This is a genomic window from Microbacterium allomyrinae, assembly GCF_020682705.1.
Classification (GTDB): Bacteria; Actinomycetota; Actinomycetes; order Actinomycetales; family Microbacteriaceae; genus Microbacterium; species Microbacterium allomyrinae.
In genome coordinates this window covers 692,057-710,083 of record NZ_JAGTTN010000001.1, presented here as the reverse complement: position 1 = coordinate 710,083, position 18,027 = coordinate 692,057, and the positions used below count along the sequence as shown (strand labels likewise).

15 protein-coding genes are annotated in these 18,027 nt (G+C 69.7%); 10 read left to right on the top strand and 5 right to left on the bottom strand.

Translation table 11 applies throughout. The features are described 5' to 3' along the window. Nucleotides 1–11: 11 nt before the first annotated feature. From KEC57_RS03415 to KEC57_RS03400, 4 genes are all read left to right on the top strand, one after another. Nucleotides 12–797 carry a sulfite exporter TauE/SafE family protein gene (locus tag KEC57_RS03415; RefSeq protein WP_372456952.1) on the top strand — a complete coding sequence of 262 codons (786 nt, stop codon included), beginning with the start codon at nucleotides 12–14 and terminating at the stop codon, nucleotides 795–797. Between the two features lie 95 nt (nucleotides 798–892). Then, nucleotides 893–1,342 carry an FAS1-like dehydratase domain-containing protein gene (locus tag KEC57_RS03410; protein WP_229383108.1) on the top strand — a complete coding sequence of 150 codons (450 nt, stop codon included), beginning with the start codon at nucleotides 893–895 and terminating at the stop codon, nucleotides 1,340–1,342. A 5-nt stretch (nucleotides 1,343–1,347) separates the two neighbouring features. Next, the gene (locus KEC57_RS03405; protein WP_229383685.1) at nucleotides 1,348–1,752 is read left to right on the top strand and encodes a MaoC/PaaZ C-terminal domain-containing protein; all 405 of its coding nucleotides are present in this window, start codon (nucleotides 1,348–1,350) and stop codon (nucleotides 1,750–1,752) included. A gap of 4 nt (nucleotides 1,753–1,756) precedes the next feature. Further along, complete coding sequence (locus tag KEC57_RS03400) at nucleotides 1,757–2,896, top strand: UDP-N-acetylmuramate dehydrogenase (protein WP_229383106.1); 1,140 nt, start codon at nucleotides 1,757–1,759, stop codon at nucleotides 2,894–2,896. 13 nt (nucleotides 2,897–2,909) lie between these two features. On the opposite strand, the gene KEC57_RS03395 is transcribed toward KEC57_RS03400, so the two are convergent. Continuing rightward, a complete protein-coding gene (locus KEC57_RS03395; protein WP_229383104.1) occupies nucleotides 2,910–4,130 on the bottom strand; it encodes a pyridoxal phosphate-dependent aminotransferase in 1,221 nt (406 codons plus the stop codon). Nucleotides 4,131–4,236: 106 nt separating this feature from the next. Here KEC57_RS03395 and KEC57_RS03390 point away from each other — a divergent pair, with 106 nt between their 5' ends. The 4 genes from KEC57_RS03390 to KEC57_RS03375 are packed head-to-tail and all read left to right on the top strand — an operon-like array spanning nucleotide 4,237 to nucleotide 8,013. Then, nucleotides 4,237–5,160, top strand: a complete 924-nt coding sequence (locus tag KEC57_RS03390) for an ABC transporter ATP-binding protein (RefSeq protein ID WP_229383102.1) — start codon at nucleotides 4,237–4,239, stop codon at nucleotides 5,158–5,160. Further along, nucleotides 5,157–6,023 (top strand): ABC transporter permease, encoded by an 867-nt coding sequence (locus KEC57_RS03385; protein ID WP_229383101.1) that lies wholly within the window; start codon nucleotides 5,157–5,159, stop codon nucleotides 6,021–6,023. The genes KEC57_RS03390 and KEC57_RS03385 overlap by 4 nt, the downstream gene beginning before the upstream one ends. Before the next feature lie 20 nt (nucleotides 6,024–6,043). After that, nucleotides 6,044–7,384 (top strand): sensor histidine kinase, encoded by a 1,341-nt coding sequence (locus KEC57_RS03380; protein ID WP_229383099.1) that lies wholly within the window; start codon nucleotides 6,044–6,046, stop codon nucleotides 7,382–7,384. Further along, on the top strand, nucleotides 7,381–8,013 hold the full coding sequence (locus tag KEC57_RS03375; protein ID WP_229383097.1) for a response regulator: 633 nt from the start codon (nucleotides 7,381–7,383) through the stop codon (nucleotides 8,011–8,013). Before KEC57_RS03380 ends, KEC57_RS03375 begins: the two co-directional genes overlap by 4 nt. Before the next feature lie 159 nt (nucleotides 8,014–8,172). Here KEC57_RS03375 and KEC57_RS03370 read toward each other — a convergent pair whose 3' ends face one another. Further along, nucleotides 8,173–9,768, bottom strand: a complete 1,596-nt coding sequence (locus tag KEC57_RS03370; RefSeq protein ID WP_229383096.1) for an isocitrate lyase — start codon at nucleotides 9,766–9,768, stop codon at nucleotides 8,173–8,175. A gap of 111 nt (nucleotides 9,769–9,879) precedes the next feature. Beyond that, the gene (aceB, locus tag KEC57_RS03365; RefSeq protein WP_229383684.1) at nucleotides 9,880–11,520 is read right to left on the bottom strand and encodes a malate synthase A; all 1,641 of its coding nucleotides are present in this window, start codon (nucleotides 11,518–11,520) and stop codon (nucleotides 9,880–9,882) included. Nucleotides 11,521–11,751: 231 nt separating this feature from the next. On the opposite strand from aceB, the gene KEC57_RS03360 reads away from it, so the two are divergent. Continuing rightward, nucleotides 11,752–13,230, top strand: a complete 1,479-nt coding sequence (locus tag KEC57_RS03360) for a helix-turn-helix transcriptional regulator (RefSeq protein ID WP_229383095.1) — start codon at nucleotides 11,752–11,754, stop codon at nucleotides 13,228–13,230. 181 nt (nucleotides 13,231–13,411) lie between these two features. Here the strand turns inward: KEC57_RS03360 and KEC57_RS03355 are convergent, their stop codons facing one another. Together KEC57_RS03355 and KEC57_RS03350 are read right to left on the bottom strand one after the other, a co-directional pair. Beyond that, nucleotides 13,412–14,803, bottom strand: coding sequence for an NAD(P)/FAD-dependent oxidoreductase (locus KEC57_RS03355; RefSeq protein ID WP_229383093.1), 1,392 nt, complete (start codon nucleotides 14,801–14,803; stop codon nucleotides 13,412–13,414). 225 nt (nucleotides 14,804–15,028) lie between these two features. Next, the gene (locus KEC57_RS03350; protein ID WP_229383091.1) at nucleotides 15,029–16,558 is read right to left on the bottom strand and encodes a PucR family transcriptional regulator; all 1,530 of its coding nucleotides are present in this window, start codon (nucleotides 16,556–16,558) and stop codon (nucleotides 15,029–15,031) included. Nucleotides 16,559–16,650: 92 nt separating this feature from the next. Between KEC57_RS03350 and gabT the strand changes: the two genes are divergently transcribed. Beyond that, complete coding sequence (gene gabT / locus KEC57_RS03345) at nucleotides 16,651–18,012, top strand: 4-aminobutyrate--2-oxoglutarate transaminase (protein ID WP_229383090.1); 1,362 nt, start codon at nucleotides 16,651–16,653, stop codon at nucleotides 18,010–18,012. Nucleotides 18,013–18,027: the final 15 nt, after the last annotated feature.

The following is an 18,027-nucleotide window of genomic DNA, read 5'->3' as shown; positions in this document are numbered from 1 at the left end:
GCGTGACGGAGATCACGAGGCGTCCGCGGGACGCACGCTTCATCCTGTCGTGCCTGGGCGTCGGACTGCTGGCCGGTCTGCTGTCGGGTCTGTTCGGCGTGGGGGGCGGCACGGTGATCGTGCCGTTCCTCGTGCTGCTTCTCGGGTTCGATCAGCGTCTGGCGGCGGGAACGTCGCTCGCGGCGATCGTGCCTATCGCGACGGTCGGCGTGATCTCGTACGCGATGCACGGGTCGGTGGCCTGGATCGCCGCGCTGCTTCTCGCTGCCGGAGCCGTGGTCGGCGCGCAGATCGGCACGTGGCTGCTGCCGCGCTTGTCGATCACCGTGCTGCGATGGTCGTTCGTGGCGTTCCTGGTGGCGGTGATCATCAGCCTGTTCCTGGTGATCCCGTCGCGGGACGCCGAGCTCGTGCTCACGTGGTTCACCGGTGCGGCGCTGGTCGTACTCGGCGTCGCGACGGGAGTCGTCTCGGGACTCATCGGAGTCGGCGGCGGCATCATCGTGGTTCCTGCGCTGATGGTGCTCTTCGGCACGAGCGACCTCGTCGCGAAGGGCACGTCACTGCTCATGATGATCCCGACCGCGATCTCGGGCACGTTCGGCAACGTCCGCCGTCGCAACGTCGACCTCGTCGCCGCAGCGCTCGTCGGCGGCGCGGCGTGCACCACGACGGCGCTCGGCGCGTGGCTTGCCACCCTCGTCGATCCCTTCCTCGGCAACGTGCTCTTCGCGGCATTCCTCGTCGTGATCGCGGTGCAGATGGCTCTGCGCGCGCTGCGCGGCCGACGCCGATGACACCGGCCGGCACGGCACAGGCATCCTTCCTCTCGCGCCGGGAGCCTGACGCCGTCGCCGGACGGACACCGACACGGGCTCGGTAGGATGGTCCGATGCCAGTGAACCCCGAGCTCGTCGGACGTGAGTTCCCGCCGACGGCCCCCTATCTCGTGGGTCGTGAGAAGGTGCGCGAGTTCGCTCGCGCCGTGTTCGCCGACGCCCCGCAGCACATCGATCCCGTCGCAGCTCAGGCGCTCGGCTATGCCGATGTCGTCGCGCCGCCGACCTTCGCGATCGTCGTGCAGGAGTCCACGCTGCAGCAATTGCTCGCCGAGCCCGATTCGGGCATCGTGCTGTCACGTCTGCTTCACGCGGATCAGCGATTCAGCTACACCCGTCCGATCGTCGCGGGAGACGAGCTGACCGCGCAGCTGTCGATCACGGGGCTGCGCAAGATGGGCGGCAACGCGATGGTCACCGCTGAGACGGTGATCACGGATGCCGCCTCCGGTCACGTCGTGACGGCGACGGCCGTCCTGCTCGCCGGGGAGGACGACCAGTGATCCCGATCACCGAGCTGACCGTCGGCGATGTCGTCGCCGAGCGGACCGTGCACCTCACCCGGGACTCCCTCGTGCGCTACGCCGGGGCATCCGGGGACTTCAATCCCATCCACTATCGTGACGACGTCGCAGCCGCCGTGGGCCTTCCGGGCGTCCTCGCCCACGGCATGCTCACGATGGGGCTCGCGGTGAGCACGATCGAGGAGTGGATCGGCGATACGGATCGTGTCATCGAGTACGGGGTGCGCTTCACCAAGCCCGTCGTCGTCGATCCCGAGACCGGTGCCGACGTCACCGTGGTCGCGAAGGTCGGAGCGCTCGACGATGAGTCGGCGCGCATCGATCTGACCGTGTCGCATGCCGGGACGACAGTGCTCGTCAAGGCGCAGGTGCGCGTCCGGATCGCCTGACCGCATGCCCGAGGCGACTCCCGTCCCGCTTGCTCAGCTCACGACGCTGCGTACCGGCGGCACCCCCGACCGCATGATCGATGCGACGACGTCCGACGAACTCGTCGCCGCGCTGCGCGAGGTCTGGGCCAGCGGGGATCCGTGGTTCGCGCTGGGCGGCGGATCGAACCTGTTCGTCGGTGACGAGCCTTTCGACGGCACCGTGGTGCGCGTGCTCACGAAGGGCATCGAGCGGATGCCGTCGCCCGTGCCCGGCCGTGTCAGGCTGCGGGTTCAGGCGGGGCATGACTGGGACGACCTCGTGGCGTACGCGGTCGCCGAGGGGCTCGCCGGCCTCGAGGCGATGTCGGGCATTCCCGGCACGGTGGGCGCCGCGCCCGTGCAGAACATCGGCGCATACGGCCAGGAGATCGTGCAGACCCTCGCCGAGGTCGAACTCGTCGACGAGCGCACCGGCGAGGTGTCGACGGTTCCGGCCGCCGAACTCGGCCTGGGCTTTCGCACGTCCGTGCTCAAGCACCACTACGGCTCGGTGCCCGAGCGTCGGGCCGTGATCCTGAGTGTCACGCTCGATCTCGCCGACATCGGCCAGGGCGCACGGCGGATCGCGGGGGAGCAGCTGCGCACCGCGCTGCGTCTCGGCGTCGACGAGGAGGTGTCGCTCGCCTGGGTGCGGGAGCGCATCCTCGAGACGCGTCGGGGCAAGGGGATGGTGCTCGATCCCGAGGATCCCGACACCTACAGTGCGGGCTCGTTCTTCCAGAATGCGGTGGTCTCGGCGTCGTTCGCCCGCACCCTTCCCGATGAGTGCCCGCGATGGCCTGTCGCGCCCGACCTGGATCCCGTGCTGGTCATCCCGCTCGCCGCGTTCGACGGGTATGTCGCGCCGCCGCCGACCGCCGTGCAGTCCGATGTGAAGGTCTCCGCCGGGTGGCTCATCGAGCACTCCGGGCTGCGCAAGGGATTCAAGCTGCCTCGCTCGCGCGCGGCGCTGTCGAGCAAGCACGCCCTCGCTCTCACGAATCGTGGCTCGGCGACCGCTGCCGAACTCGCCGAGCTCGCCCGGTTCATCCAGGGTCGCGTTCAGGCCGAGTTCGGGCTGATCCTCCAGCCCGAACCCGTGCTCGTGAACGTCGAGCTGTAAGCGGCTTCTGCCGTCAGACGGCGAACAGCGCCTGCATGCGCTGCACGCCCTCGAGCAGAGCGTCGTCGCCCAGCGCGTACGACAGGCGCAGGTAGCCGCTCGGACCGAACGCCTCGCCCGGCACCACCGCGACCTCGGCCTCTTCGAGAATCAGGTCGGCGAGTTCGAGCGACGTCGTCGGTGTCTTGCCACGCCATTCGCGGCCGAGCAGCCCCCGCACATCGGGGTAGACGTAGAACGCGCCGAGCGGCGTCGGAACGGTGACCCCGTCGATCTTCGACAGTTCTGCCACGATGAGCCGACGACGACGGTCGAACGCCTGGCGCATCTGCTCGACCTCGTCCTGCGGCCCGGTGAGGGCGGCGAGGGCGGCACGCTGCGCGATGTTGTTGACGTTCGAGCACAGGTGCGACTGCAGGTTGCCGGCGATCTTGATCGCGTCCTTGGGCCCCACCATCCAGCCCAGGCGCCAGCCGGTCATCGCATAGGTCTTGGCGACGCCGTTGACGAGGATGGTCTGGGCCGCGGCATCCGGAACCGCCTCCACGATCGAGACGGCGCGCGTGCCCTCGTAGACGAGGTTCTGGTAGATCTCGTCCGAGATGATCCAGATGCCGTGCTCCACGGCCCACTGCCCGATCGCCTGCGTCTCTTCGAGGGTGTAGACGGAGCCGGTCGGGTTCGACGGCGACACGAACACGAGCGCGGTCGTGCGGTCGGTGCGCGCGGCCTCGAGCTGCTCGACGGTCACCTTGTAGTCCTGGTCGGCGCCGGCGAAAACCTCGACGGGGATGCCGTCGGCCAGCGCGATCGCCTCGGGATAGGTGGTCCAGTAGGGGGCCGGCAGCAGCACCTCGTCGCCGGGGTTCACGACGGTCTGGAAGGCCTGGTAGACCGCCTGCTTGCCACCGTTGGTGACGATGACCTGAGACGGGTCGATCTCCAGCCCGGAGTCCCGGAGGGTCTTCGCCGCGATCGCCTCACGCAGCACCGGCAGGCCGGCGGCGGGGGTGTAGCGGAAGTTCGCGGGGTTGTGGAGTGCTTCGGCGGCGGCATCCACGATGAACTGGGGCGTGGCGAAGTCGGGTTCACCCGCCGCATAGGAGATGACCGGACGGCCGGCGGCCTGGAGGCCCTTCGCCTTCGCGTCGACCTTGAGGGTCGCGGACTCGGCGATGGCACTGAGCTTGCGGGAAAGCGTGGGCGTGCGGAGGAGAGGAGCGCGTTCTGTCACGGGTTCGAGCGTAGTCGGGAGGGCGCCGGGCATCCACCGAATGGGGGATGCCTCCTCCTGCGGATGACGGCTGGGCGCGGCATCCGCTCGCCGCCAGGCTGGAGACATGCAGACACAAGCGGTGCGGGTGCGGAACCTGCGCAAGACGTACGGCGACCGGGCAGTGGTCGATGGGGTGTCGTTCGACATCGCGCAGGGCGAGACGTTCGCGCTGCTCGGGCCGAACGGCGCGGGCAAGTCGACCACCGTGGAGATCCTCGAGGGGTATCGGCGCCGCACGGGTGGTGAGGTCGAAGTGCTCGGCATCGACCCCGCGGACGGCGGCCTCGACTGGAAGGCACGGATCGGCATCGTGCTGCAGTCGTCCGGACAGGCGGGCCTGGTCACCGTCCGCGAGCAGCTGCGGCAGTTCGCGGGGTTCTATCCGGACCCGCGCGACGTCGACGAGGTGATCGCGGCGGTCGGTCTCGACGCGCAGGCGAAGACCCGCATCTCGAAGCTGTCAGGCGGCCAGCAGCGACGTGTCGACGTCGCGCTCGGCATCATCGGCCGCCCTGGGATGCTCTTCCTCGACGAGCCGACGACCGGCTTCGACCCTCACGCGAGACGTGAGTTCTGGGGGCTGATCCGCCGGCTGAAGGCTGAGGGGACGACCATCCTCCTCACGACCCACTACCTCGACGAGGCCGCGCAGTTGGCAGACCGGGTCGCCGTGATCGCCGCAGGGCGGCTGCAGGCGATCGGCCCGGTAGCGGGGTTCGGCGGCGAGCAGGCGCGGGTGCCCATCGTGCGATGGGCGGAGGACGCAATGCCGCGCCACGCGCGCACCGACGATCCGTTCGGCTTCATCACGGCCCTCGCCGCGCGACTGGGCGAGGCCCCCGGCGAGCTCGAGATCGTCAGGCCGAGCCTCGAGGACATCTATCTCGGGCTCGTCGCCGAGGCCGAGACCGGGCCAACGCGGCGGGGGGTCGCGGGGACCGTCGCCTCCGCCGACGAGACCGCCGCGCCGAAGGGAGCAGGACGATGAGCACCCGCGCCGAGACCGCCGGAGCACGGATCGCTCCACCTCCCGCCCGCCGCCGAGGCGTCCTCGCGGTCGGTGCGTGGCGTGCCCGATTCGAGCTGGTGCAGTACTTCCGCTCGGGCGACACGCTGTTCTTCACGTTCCTCTTCCCGATCTTCATGCTGGGGCTGTTCAGCGTCGCGTTCGGGTCGGACGGAGACGTGCAGATCGCCCCCGACGTGCCGCCGATCTCGATGGCCGAGCTGTACCTGCCGGGCATGATCGCGGCGGGCCTGCTCCTGTCGGGCTTCCAGAACCTCGCCATGGACATCGCGATCGAGCGTTCCGATGGCATGCTCAAGCGCCTCGGCGGCACACCGCTCTCCCCGGTGAGCTACTTCATCGGCAAGATCGGACAGGTGCTGGTCACCGGCGTTCTGCAAGCCGCGCTGCTGATGGGGTTCGCCGCACTCGCGCTGGGCGTCGAGCTGCCGACGCAGCCCGCGCGCTGGGCGACGTTCGCGTGGGTGTTCCTGCTCGGCATTATTACCTCGGCGCTGTTGGGTGTGGCGCTGTCGGCCGTGCCGCGAACCGCGAAGAGCGCGACCGCTGTGGTCGTGCCGATCGCCCTCGCCCTGCAGTTCGTGTCGGGCGTGTACCTCACCTTCTCGCAGCTGCCGGAATGGCTGCAGAACATCGCCGGGCTCTTCCCGCTGAAGTGGATGGCGCAGGGCATGCGCGCAGTCTTCCTGCCCGACGAGTACGCGGCACTCGAGCAGAATGGCGAATGGAACCTCGCCGGCGTCGCGCTCGCGCTGGGCATCTGGCTCATCGTCGGGCTGGTGCTCTCGCGCGTCACCTTCCGGTGGATCCGCCGCGACGCGTAGCCTGCGATCAGGAGGATGGCATGGAGAACCGACGATGGTGGGACGTCGCGGTCGGGGCCGGATCGGCCGCGATCGCGATCGCCCTTCTGCTCGGGCTCGGCCCCGACACCGCTGCCGAACGCGCAGTGGCGCTCGCGGCCGTGGGTGCCCTCGCCCTTGCCTACGTCCTCATCGCCCGCCCCGGAATCGGGATGCCGCCGAACTGGCGGTTCATCGCGTTCCTGGCGGCGGCGTCCGTTGTGATGGTGGTCGGCACGGCTGCCTCGCCGTTCCTCGCCATGCTGCAGGTGTTCACCTACCCTCTCGTCTGGGTGCTGGGAGACTCGCGTCGCCGCGGGATCATCGGATCGGCGGTGCTCGCCGTCGCCGTGCTCATCGGCTATCTCATCGGCGGCGGCTTGACGGTGGAGGCGCTCGCGGCGGCATTGACCACTGCCGGCTTCTCGTTCACGTTCGCCGTGGCGTTCGGACTGTGGATCTCGAGCATCGCCGAGTACGGCGAGGAACGCGCACGACTGCTCGCCGACCTGACCGCCGCACAGGCGCAGATCGAGGCGCTCAGCCGCGACCGCGGCGCCGCCGAGGAGCGTGAGCGCCTCGCTCGCGACATCCACGACACGCTCGCCCAGACTCTGGCCGGCCTCGTGATCTTCGCCGAGCGTGCCGGCCGCCAGTCGCGCGACGGACAGGCGGATGCCGCAGCCACGACTATCGCGACCGTCGAGCAGGTCGCGCGCGATGCGCTCGCCGAGACCCGCGCGCTCGTCGCGCGCACCGCGGCTGTGCCCAGCGAGCCGGCGTTCGCGGCGGCCGTGGAGCGGCTGGTGGAGCGTTTCCGCGCGCAGGCCGACGTCGGTCAGACCGCGGTGGACATCACCCTCGACGCCGAGATCGCCGAGGGTGCTCTCGACCGCGACGCTCAGGTCGTACTGCTGCGATGCCTGCAGGAGGCGCTCTCGAACATCGCGAAGCACGCGGGGGCAAGGCGGGTGGCGGTCCGGGTGCTCGTCGAGCCGGACCGCGCGGTGCGGCTCGACGTCTCCGACGACGGCGACGGATTCGACCCGTCCGAGCCGGCGACGGGGTTCGGGCTGGACGGCATGCGCGAGCGGGTCGCTCTCGCCGGCGGCCGGCTCGACGTCGACAGCGCTCGGGGCCGCGGCACGTCGCTGCACGTCTCGCTCCCCGCGGTCACCGGATCCGCGTCCGCGGCGTCCGACCCGTCCGAGGGCTCCGCGACCGCGGGCTCCGCGACCGCGGAGACTGCCCCGGGTGCGGGCTCCGCGTCCGCGGCGACTGCCCCGACCGCGCCGTCCGTCCGGTCCGTATCCGGGCGCACCGTCGCGGGAGGTCCGGTGTGATCCGTCTGCTGATCGCCGACGACCACCCGGTCGTGCGCGCGGGGCTCGCGGGGATGCTTTCGGACGAGCCCGGCTTCGAGGTGGTGGGCGAGGCATCCGACGGGGGCGAAGCGGTGCGCCTCGCCGCAGCGACACATCCGGACGTCGTGCTGATGGACCTGCGCATGCCGCACGTCGACGGCGTCGCCGCTACGGCCCGGATCGTCGGCGGAGAGGCGGGGGAGCCCGTGCCGCGCGTTCTGATCCTCACCACCTACGAGTCCGACGACCAGATCCTCGCCGCGATCGAGGCGGGCGCCTCGGGCTACCTGCTCAAGGCTGCGCCGCAGGCCGAGATCGTCGCGGGCATCCGCTCGGTGGCGGCGGGGCAGTCCGCGCTGTCGCCGCAAGTGGCGGTGCGACTCGTCGAGAGGATGCGTCGCCCCGCACCCGAGACCGTGCTCACCCCGCGCGAGACCGACGTGCTGCGCCTGGTCGCCACGGGCCACAGCAACAAGCGGATCGCGGCAGCACTCGGGATCGGCGAGTCCACCGTGAAGACCCACCTGCTGAAGGTCTTCGAGAAGCTCGGCGTCGCCGACCGGACGCGAGCCGCGACACTCGCGATAGAGCGCGGGCTTCTGGCCTGAGCCACCGGCATCCGCTCGTCCCCGCGTCACCTCCGCTCGCCCGTGTTTCGCGCGAAACACCGTGAACGGGCCGAGACACCGCACGATTCGTGGTGTCTCGGCCCGAATGCGGTGTCTCGAGGTGCCGGGTCGCGGCATCCTCGCCTCCCGCAGCGGGGCTCAGGAGAACTGACTCATCGTGTTGTGCTGGCCGCCGGCCTTGAGAGCCGCGTCGCCGGCGAAGTACTCCTTGTGGTTGTCTCCGATGTCGCTACCCGCCATGTTCTGGTGCTTGACCGTGGCGATGCCCTCGCGGATCTCGCGACGCTGCACGCCCCTCACGTACGCGAGCATGCCCTCGTCACCGAAGTAGCCCTTGGCCAGGTCGTCGGTCGACAGCGCCGCCGTGTGATAGGTCGGGAGCGTGATCAGGTGGTGGAAGATGCCGGCGCGGGCGGAGCCGTCGCGCTGGAATGTGCGGATCTTCTCGTCGGCCAGCTGCGCCAGTTCGGTGTCGTCGTACTCGACGCTCATCAGATCGCTGCGGTCGTAGGCCGCGACATCCTTGCCCTGCTCCACGAGCAGGTCGTACGCCTGCTGGCGGAAGCTGAGCGTCCAGTTGAACGACGGGCTGTTGTTGTAGACGAGCTTCGCGTTCGGGATCTCCTTGCGGATCGCGTCGACCATGCCGGCGATCTGCTCCACGTGCGGCTTCTCGGTCTCGATCCACAGCAGGTCGGCACCGCTTCGGAGAGACGTGATGCAGTCCAGCACCACGCGCTCCTCACCGGTTCCAGGGCGGAACTGGTAGAGGTTGCTGGCGAGACGCTTCGGGCGCAGCAGCCTGCCGTCGCGCTTGATGACGACGTCGCCGTTGCCGAGATCGGCATCCGAGATCTCCTCTGCGTCGAGGAAGGAGTTGTACTGGTCTCCGAGATCGCCGGGCTCGTTCGTGACGGCGAGCTTCTGGGTGAGACCGGCACCGAGCGAGTCGGTGCGGGCGACGATGATGCCGTTGTCGATTCCGAGCTCGAGGAATGCATAGCGGACCGCGTTGATCTTCGCGATGAAGTCCTCGTGCGGAACCGTGACCTTGCCGTCCTGGTGGCCGCACTGCTTCTCGTCCGACACCTGATTCTCGATCTGGATGGCGCACGCGCCGGCCTCGATCATCTTCTTGGCGAGAAGATAGGTGGCCTCGGGGTTGCCGAAGCCGGCGTCGATGTCGGCGATGATCGGCACGACATGGGTCTCGTGGCTGTCGATCTGCGACTGGATGAACTCCACCGCCGTCTCGTCGCCCGCGACGCGCGCCTCGTCGAGCCGGGTGAAGAGCAGATCGAGCTCACGGGCGTCGGCCTGGCGGAGGAAGGTGTAGAGCTCCTCGATGAGCGCGGGCACCGACGTCTTCTCGTGCATCGACTGGTCGGGCAGCGGGCCGAACTCCGAACGGAGTGCGGCGACCATCCAGCCCGACAGGTAGAGGTAGCGCTTGGCGGTGCTCTTGTGATGCTTCTTGATGGAGATGAGCTTCTGCTGCCCGATGAAGCCGTGCCAGACGCCGAGTGACTGGGTGTACACCGACGAGTCGGCGTCGTATTCGGCCATGTCGCGGCGCATGATGTCGGCGGTGTACTGGGCGATCGCAAGGCCGGTCCTGAAGCGGTTCTGCGCCCGCATGCGGGCGGCGGATTCGGGACTGATGGCATCCCAGCCGGAGCCGTGCTGTGCCGTGAGCGCCCGGATGGCCTCGATGTCGTCTTCGTAGGCGGTCATTTCATTTCCTTTGCAGTCGTGGTGTTCGTGTCCCGAAAAGTGGTGTTCGTGTCCCGATCTCCGTCGCTTGAGCGGTCCTATGCGGCGGAGATCGGGACACGGAGGACGGCGTCAGTCGGTCTCGATCAGGAAGCGCGAGTAGGCCGGCAGGGTCAGGAACGCCGGGAACTCCTGCCCGAGGGCGACATCGCGGAAGATCTCCGCCGCGTCGTCGAAGCGGTCGCCGTCACGGCGCTCGACCTCGCCGAGCACCTGCGCGATCAGGCCCTCCACGTATTCACGGGTGATCGCCGTTCCGTCCTGGGTGCGGCGGTCCTGGTGGATCCACTGCCACACCTGGCTGCGGCTGATCTCGGCGGTCGCGGCATCCTCCATCAGGTTGTCGATCGCCACTGCGCCCAGGCCCCGCAGCCACGCCTCGAGATAGCGGATGGCCACCGACACGTTCGCGTGCACGCCGATTGCGGTGATCGGGCGCCCGATGTGCACGTCGATCAGGTCTGCCGCGTTCACGTGGACTTCGGGGCGCTGACGGTCCAGCTGGTTGGGCCGGTCGCCGAGCACCGCGTCGAACTCGGCCCGTGCGACCGGGATCAGGTCGGGGTGCGCCACCCACGTGCCGTCGAAGCCGTCGCCGGCCTCGCGCTTCTTGTCGGCGGCGACCTTCTCGAACGCTGTGGCCGTCACCTCCGGATCGCGGCGGTTCGGGATGAAGGCGCTCATGCCGCCGATCGCGAAGGCGCCGCGCTTGTGGCACGTCTGCACGAGCAGCTCGGTGTACGCCCGCATGAAGGGCACCGTCATGGTGACCTCGCTGCGGTCGGGCAGGACGAAGCGCGCCCCGCGGCCCCGGTAGTTCTTGATGATCGAGAAGATGTAGTCCCAGCGGCCCGCGTTCAGCCCGGCGCAGTGATCGCGCAGTTCGAAGAGGATCTCCTCCATCTCGAACGCCGCCGGCAGCGTCTCGATCAGCACGGTCGCGCGGATCGTGCCGTGGGGGATGCCGATGTAGCGCTCGCTGAACGTGAACACGTCGTCCCACAGCTTCGCCTCCTCGCTCGATTCGAGCTTGGCGATGTAGAAGTAGGGACCGCGGCCGTTGGCGATGAGCTGCGTCGCATTGTGGAAGAAGTAGAGGCCGAAGTCCACGAGCGAGCCGGATGCTGCCATCTCGCGCCCGGTGCGGTCGGTGAAGCGCAGGTGGTGCTCGATCAGGTGCCAGCCGCGCGGACGCATCACGATCGTGGGCGTCTGTTCGGCGGTGACCTCGTAGCGCTTGCCTTCGGGGCTCGTGAACTCGAGCTCGCCACGGATCGCGTCGCGCAGCGACAGCTGCCCCTCGATGACGTTCTTCCAGGTCGGGCTCGTGGCGTCCTCCTGGTCGGCCAGCCACACCTTCGCGCCGGAGTTCAGCGCGTTGATCGTCATCTTCGGGTCGGTCGGGCCGGTGATCTCGACGCGACGGTCCTCGAGCCCGGGGCCGGCGCCCGCGACGCGCCACTCGGCATCCTCGCGGATGTGCCGGGTGTCATCGCGGAACTGCGGGTCGTGCCCGTTGCCGATCTCGAACCGGCGGCGCATGCGGTCGGCGAGCCGGTCGTGGCGGCGTGCGCTGAAGTGCTGGTGCAGCTCGGTGAGGAACGCGACGGCATCAGGCGTGAGGATCTCGTCGTAGCGGGGTCCGATGCGGCCCGTGATCGCGATGGACGGCTCGTGGGTCTGGGTGGGGATGGGCCCGGTGCGCGTGGGCATCGGGGTGGCGGTTGCAGGTGTCATGTCCCTGTCTTCCTGTGAACGAGTGTGGTGAATTCGGGGGGATGCCCCGACCCGGCGTGTGCGCCAGGCCTCGGCATCCATCGATCCGCGTTCTGGATCAACCGGTGGGAGGTCGTGTCTCCACTCTGCGGTGAAGTTCGGGGGCGTACCCGGCCAATCGGTGTGTGAAGTTTGTAGATATTTCTGCTTTCGTGACAGAATCGCGCCATGACGACGTCGCTGACACGCACTCCGGCAGGTGAAGTCCCGGACGATGAGGATGTGGACTCCCTCACCATCGGTCGCCGGATCCGGCAGCTGCGCACCGACCGCGGCATGACTCTCGAAGAGCTCGCGGCCGCTGTCGACCGCGCGCCGAGCCAGCTCTCGATGATCGAGAACGGTCGTCGCGAGCCGAAGCTCACCCTCCTGCAGGCGATCGCCCGTGCCCTCGGTTCGACGCTCGACGCGATCATCGAATCCGAGCCGCTGGACGAGCGCGCCACGCTCGAGATCTCTCTCGAGCGAGCGATGCGGGGCCAGACGTTCCAGGCTCTGGGCATTGCGCCCTTCCGCATCGGCAAGACGGTTCCGACCGACGCCCTCAAGGCGATGATCGCGCTTCAGAGTGAGATCGAGCGGCTACGCGACGAGCGCGCCGCGACGCCCGAAGAGGCCCGGCGTGCGAACGTCGCTCTTCGCCGCCTCATGCGCACGCAGAGCAACTACTTCCCCGAACTGGAGCAGCAGGCGCGGGGCATTCTCGAGGCGGTCGATCACCCGGGGGGTCCGCTGACGCAGCGCACGGCATCCGATATCGCCGCTCATCTGGGTTTCACCCTGCACTACGTGCCCGATCTGCCGCAGACCACCCGCAGCGTCGCCGACATCAAGAACGGCCGGCTCTACCTATCGAGCAGGCTCGCGTCCAAGGGCGATCCCCGCACCGCTGTCCTGCAGGCGCTGTCGAGCCGGATCCTCGGCCACCGCGAACCGACGAGCTATGCCGCGTTCCTGCGACAGCGGGTGGAGACGAACTACCTCACCGGCGCGCTGCTGATCCCCGAGGCGCATGCGGTGCCTTTTCTGCAGGACGCCAAGACCGACCGCGCGATCTCGATCGAGGATCTTCGCGATGCCTACTCGGTGTCGTACGAGACCGCGGCGCACCGCTTCACGAACCTCGCGAGCAGGCACCTGGGCATCCCGGTGCACTTCCTCAAAGTGCACGAGTCGGGCACGATCACGAAGGCGTACGAGAACGACGACGTCAATTTCCCGACCGATCAGCTGGGCTCGATCGAGGGGCAGATGTGCTGTCGCAAGTGGACCTCCCGCGTCGTGTTCGACGAGGACGACCACTTCAACCCGTACTACCAGTACACCGACACGGGCAACGGCACGTACTGGTGCACGGCCCGCGTCGAACTGTCGAGCGAGGGGGCTCACTCGGTCTCGGTGGGGGTGCGCTTCGACGACACCAAGTGGTTCCTCGGGCGCGACACATCGAACCGAGGCGTCTCGAAGCACTCGGTCGAGGTGTGCTGTCGGCGTGCCCCCGCCGACCTCGAAGCCGCCTGGCGCGAGAACTCGTGGCCGAATGTACGCACTCCGCGGACGCTGCTGGCGACGCTGCCGACCGGCGCGTTCCCCGGAGTCGACACGACCGACGTGTACGAATTCCTCGAGGCGCACGCCCCGCGCTGACCCTCGGCCGGCCGTCAGCCGTTCGCGGGCGTCGTGCACTTCGAGTGCTGCTGTTTCCTGCGAGCGCTGCGGCGCGCGACGCCGCGTTCGCAGGAAACAGCAGCACTCGCGCGATCACGTGCGCTCCGTGCGGGATGCGCGCGGTCGGGTGGCGCGATGCCGTGCGAGAGCGCCGGGCGCGTCAGTGGCGCCCGGCGACGAGGTCGGCCACGTGCGCGGGCCACGCGGTGCGCGGGGATGCCCCGGATGCCTCGAGGCGATCCGCGAGCCGGTACGCGGTGTAGATCGCGTTGACGGCGAGCCATCGAAGCGGCTCGATCTCCCAGCGCTTCGCGCGGTGCCCCACCCAGGGCAGCTGCACGAGGTCGGTATCGCGGCCGAGCACGAGGTCGGCCAGGGTGCGACCGGCGAGATTCGTGGCGGCGACGCCGGTGCCGACGTAGCCGCCGGCCCATCCGAGCCCGGTCGTGCGGTCGTGCACGACCGTCGCCGCCCAGTCGCGGGGCACCCCGAGCACACCGGCCCAGGCGTGCGCGATCGGCACATCCGCGGCATCCGGGAAGAAGTCTCCGAGCAAGGAGGCGAGCGACGCGATCGTGCGCCCCTGGGTGGCACCGTCGGTGTCGACGCGCGAGCCGTAGCGGTACGGCACGCCGCGGCCGCCGAACGCGATCCGGTCGTCGGCGGTGCGCTGGGCGTACATGTACACGTGCGCGAAGTCGCCGAGGGTCTCGCGCCCCTCCCAGCCGACGCCATCCCAGAACGCACGGGGGAGCGGGTCGGTCACGATCATCGAGGAGTTCATCGGCAGCCAGGTGCGATGCTCGCCCCGGAGGTCTGCGGTGAAGCCCTCGGTCGCCCGCAGGATGTGGGTCGCCCGAACCGTGCCGTGGTCCGTCACGGCCCGGCCGGGCACGATCTCGCGAACGCGGGTGTCTTCATGGATCGGCACACCCAGGCGTTCCACGGCATCCGCGAGACCGCGCACGAGTTTCGCCGGATGCACGCGCGCGCAGTGCGGATGCCACGTGGCGCCGAGGATGCCCTCGATCGAGATCCGGGATGCCGCGGCCCCGGCATCCAGAAGCTCCACATCCGTGTGGGGCCACGACTGCTCCTCGACGGCGCTCGCGCGAAGACGCGCGAGCTGCGACGGCGTACGTGCGATCTCGAACTCGCCGCCCTGGACGATGTCGGCGTCGATGCCCTCGCGCGCGGCGACCGAGACGACCTCGGCGACGGTCTCGTTGAGCGCGCGCTGCTGGGCGATCGCGGCGCCGCGCCCCTGCGAGTCCGCGTAGCGATCGCGTCCGCCGGTCACGGTGTTGGTGAGCCAGCCGCCGTTGCGCCCGGATGCTCCGAAGCCCGCGAAGCGCGCCTCGAGGACGACGACGCGCAGGTCGGGCTGCAGCGTCTTGAGGTAGTACGCGCTCCAGAGCCCGGTGTACCCGGCGCCCACGATCGCGACGTCGGCCTCGATGTCGCCCGGCAGGGGCGGCCGCGGAACCGGCGCACCGCCGAGGTCGCGCCACCACCATGACACGTCTCCGTTGGGGACGAGCGAGTCGGTCATGCGCCCATCCTGCCGTGGTGCGGCATCCGCTCGCCTACGCAGAGTGGGTGCTCGCGCGACCATCCGCGTCGGTGGTACCTGTCGCACGCGCTTTCGCTCCGTCCACGTCATGTGCTCTCGCCGACTGCACACGTCATCGACGCGCGCGGCGTGGGGTCTCGGTGAGAGCACATGAAGTGGACACATCGCAGAGCGCACAGCAGACGAAGCGCACGTCGCTTCGCGTCAGGAGTCGAGGGCGCGCAGCGCCGCCCAGAGCTCGGCGCGCGTCGCGAACGAAGACAGGTCGCGTCCCAGCACACGCTCGATGAGCGCCAGCCGGGTGCGCACCGTGTGCCGATGCACGCCGAGAGTCTGAGCGGATGCCTCGTGCGAGCAGTCGTCGTCGAGCCAGGCCTGCAGCGTCTCGACGAGTCGGGTGCCGTGCTCGGCATCGTGCGCCGCGAGCGGGGCGAGTTCGGCGCGGGCGAGGGTGCGGGCCTCGTCCGAGAGCGTTGAGAGCACACCGGAGCGCGAGACGTCCGCGAAGGCGGTGAGCGGTCCGGTGCCGCGCTCGCGCGCGACACGAGCCTGGCCGACCGCGGCGGCGAAGCCGTCGTAGCCGGTCGGATCGGACAGGCCGATGCGCACGTCGAAGCGCTCGGCGAGTTCTTCGACGGCCGAGCGGTCTGCGGCGGGGACGACCAGGATCAGCCCGTCGTCACCGCGTCCGAAGAACAGTGCGCCCCGGTGCTCCTCCACCCGCAGCTCCAGCAGCTCCGCGATGCCGTCCACACGGGCGGCGGCGGCATCCGTCAGTGCGATCGTCACGGGAGCCGATGGCAGCGGACCCCACAGATCCCGCGAGGTGCGGCGTGCCAGGGCCGGGTCACCGCTCAGGAGCGACTGCACCAGGCCCGCGCGCAGCGCACCCCGTGCCCGGCTGAGTCCCTGCTGCTGTTCGAGCGCGAGTCCGGCCATGGCGATCACCGCGGTCACGACGACGCGGCCCTCCTGGTCGAGGTCGCCCGCCGCGATCGCGATGACTCCGCGAAGGTGGCCGCCCCGGCCGAGGGTCTGGAGTGTGAAGGGCGTCTCGCCGATCCGCAGGGACGACCCCGCCCGCGCGCCGCGATGCAGCACGCTGGTCACTTCGCGCCGCAGCCCCTCGGCGGCCTCGGCATCGAGTCGGCCCGCGGGATGTTCGCGCGAGAGCTCGCCCGCCGCGTCGAACATGCCCACCCATGTGTCGAGCTGCCGCGCGAGCTCGGCGACGGTCGCGCCGAGCCCGTCGGGGCGCAGCGCCGCGAGGGCGATGGCGCGCTGCGCGGCGAGCGCCCAGCTGCGCCGGGAGTACGCCTGTGCCGCGATCGCCTCGGCGTTGGCGCGCGCGACCGCGATGAACGGTGTGCGATAGGGGACCTCGAACAGCGGCATCCGCTCGTCGCGACAGGCATCGACGAGGGCCGACGGGATGCCGTCTCGCACCACTTCGGTGCCGAAGCCGAGACCGACGACGCCTCGCGTGGCCAGCCGGCGCACGTAGGCGCCGTAGTGGGTCGCGTCCTCGACGCCGTCCTGGAACTGCGTGCCCGTGGTCAGCAGCACCAGTCCCTCGGAGAGGAACGGGGTCGGATCCGCGAGGTCGGAGCTGTGCACCCAGCGGATCGAGCGGTCGAGCGCGCCGGCGTCGAGGCCGACGTCTTCGGCGAGAGAGAGCTGCAGGTCACGGCGGGCGAGGAGTGCGCGCAGTGTGGGGGCGTCATCGGCGTCCATGACATCCGAGTGTACGGGGCGTATAAGGCGGTGGCGAGAATGTACATCCGGGCGGGTGCGGGGCGGCGGGACGGGCACATACGCTCCCCATCATGAGCGCAGCCGACACCCTCACCGCACCACCCATCGGCGGACCCACCCTTCCCCAGGAGCGCAGGCTCGTGACCAGCATCCCGGGACCTCGCTCGCAGGAGCTCATCGACCGCAAGGCCGAGGCGGTGGCCGCGGGCGTCGGACACACCGCCCCGGTGCACGCCGTGGCCGCGGGCGGCGGCGTCATCGTCGACGCCGACGGCAACTCCCTCATCGACCTGGGCTCGGGCATCGCCGTCACCACGCTCGGCAACGCGCACCCGAAGGTGGTCGCCGCGGTGCAGGAGCAGGTGGCGCAGTTCACCCACACCTGCTTCATGATCGCTCCCTACGACTCGTACGTCTCGGTCGCCGAAGCGCTCAACCGCATCACTCCGGGCGACCACGCCAAGAAGAGCGCGCTCTTCAACTCCGGTGCCGAGGCGGTGGAGAACGCGATCAAGATCGCCCGCAAGTTCACGAAGAAGCAGGCCGTGGTCGCATTCGACCACGGCTACCACGGCCGTACGAACCTCACGATGGCGCTCACCGCCAAGGCCATGCCGTACAAGAGCGGCTTCGGACCGTTCGCGAGCGAGATCTACCGTGCGCCGCTGTCGTATCCGTACCGCGACGGGCTGACGGGCGCCGAGGCTGCGAAGCGAGCCATCTCGATCATCGAGAAGCAGGTCGGCGCGGACAGCCTCGCCGCCGTCATCATCGAGCCCATCCAGGGCGAGGGCGGGTTCATCGTCCCCGCCGACGGATTCCTCCCGGCGATCGTCCACTGGTGCCGCGCGCACGACGTCGTGTTCATCGCCGACGAGATCCAGACCGGATTCGCACGCACCGGGAAGATGTTCGCGAGCGAGGTCTTCGGCATCGTGCCGGACCTCATCACGACCGCCAAGGGCATCGCGGGGGGCCTGCCCTTGGCGGCCGTGACGGGGCGCGCCGAGATGATGGATGCCTCGCACGCCGGCGGCCTCGGCGGCACGTACGGGGGCAACCCGGTGGCCTGTGCCGCGGCGCTCGCCGCGATCGACGTGTTCGAGAACGACGGCATGATCGAGCGCGCCGGTGAGATCGGCGCGATCCTCACCTCTCGCCTCACCGCGCTGCAGTCCGCCGATCCGCGCGTCGGCGATGTGCGCGGTCACGGCGCGATGATCGCCGCCGAGTTCGTCGATCCCGCGACAGGAGAGCCGGATGCCGTCCTCACGGCCGCGGTCGCGAAGGCCTGCATCGCGCAGGGTGTCATCGTCCTGACCTGCGGCACCTACGGGAACGTGATCCGCTTCCTCCCGCCGCTGTCGATCCCCGACGACCTGCTCCACGAGGGCCTGGACGTCGTCGCCGCCGCCCTGACGGACAACAACTGAACCACGAGCGTCGGG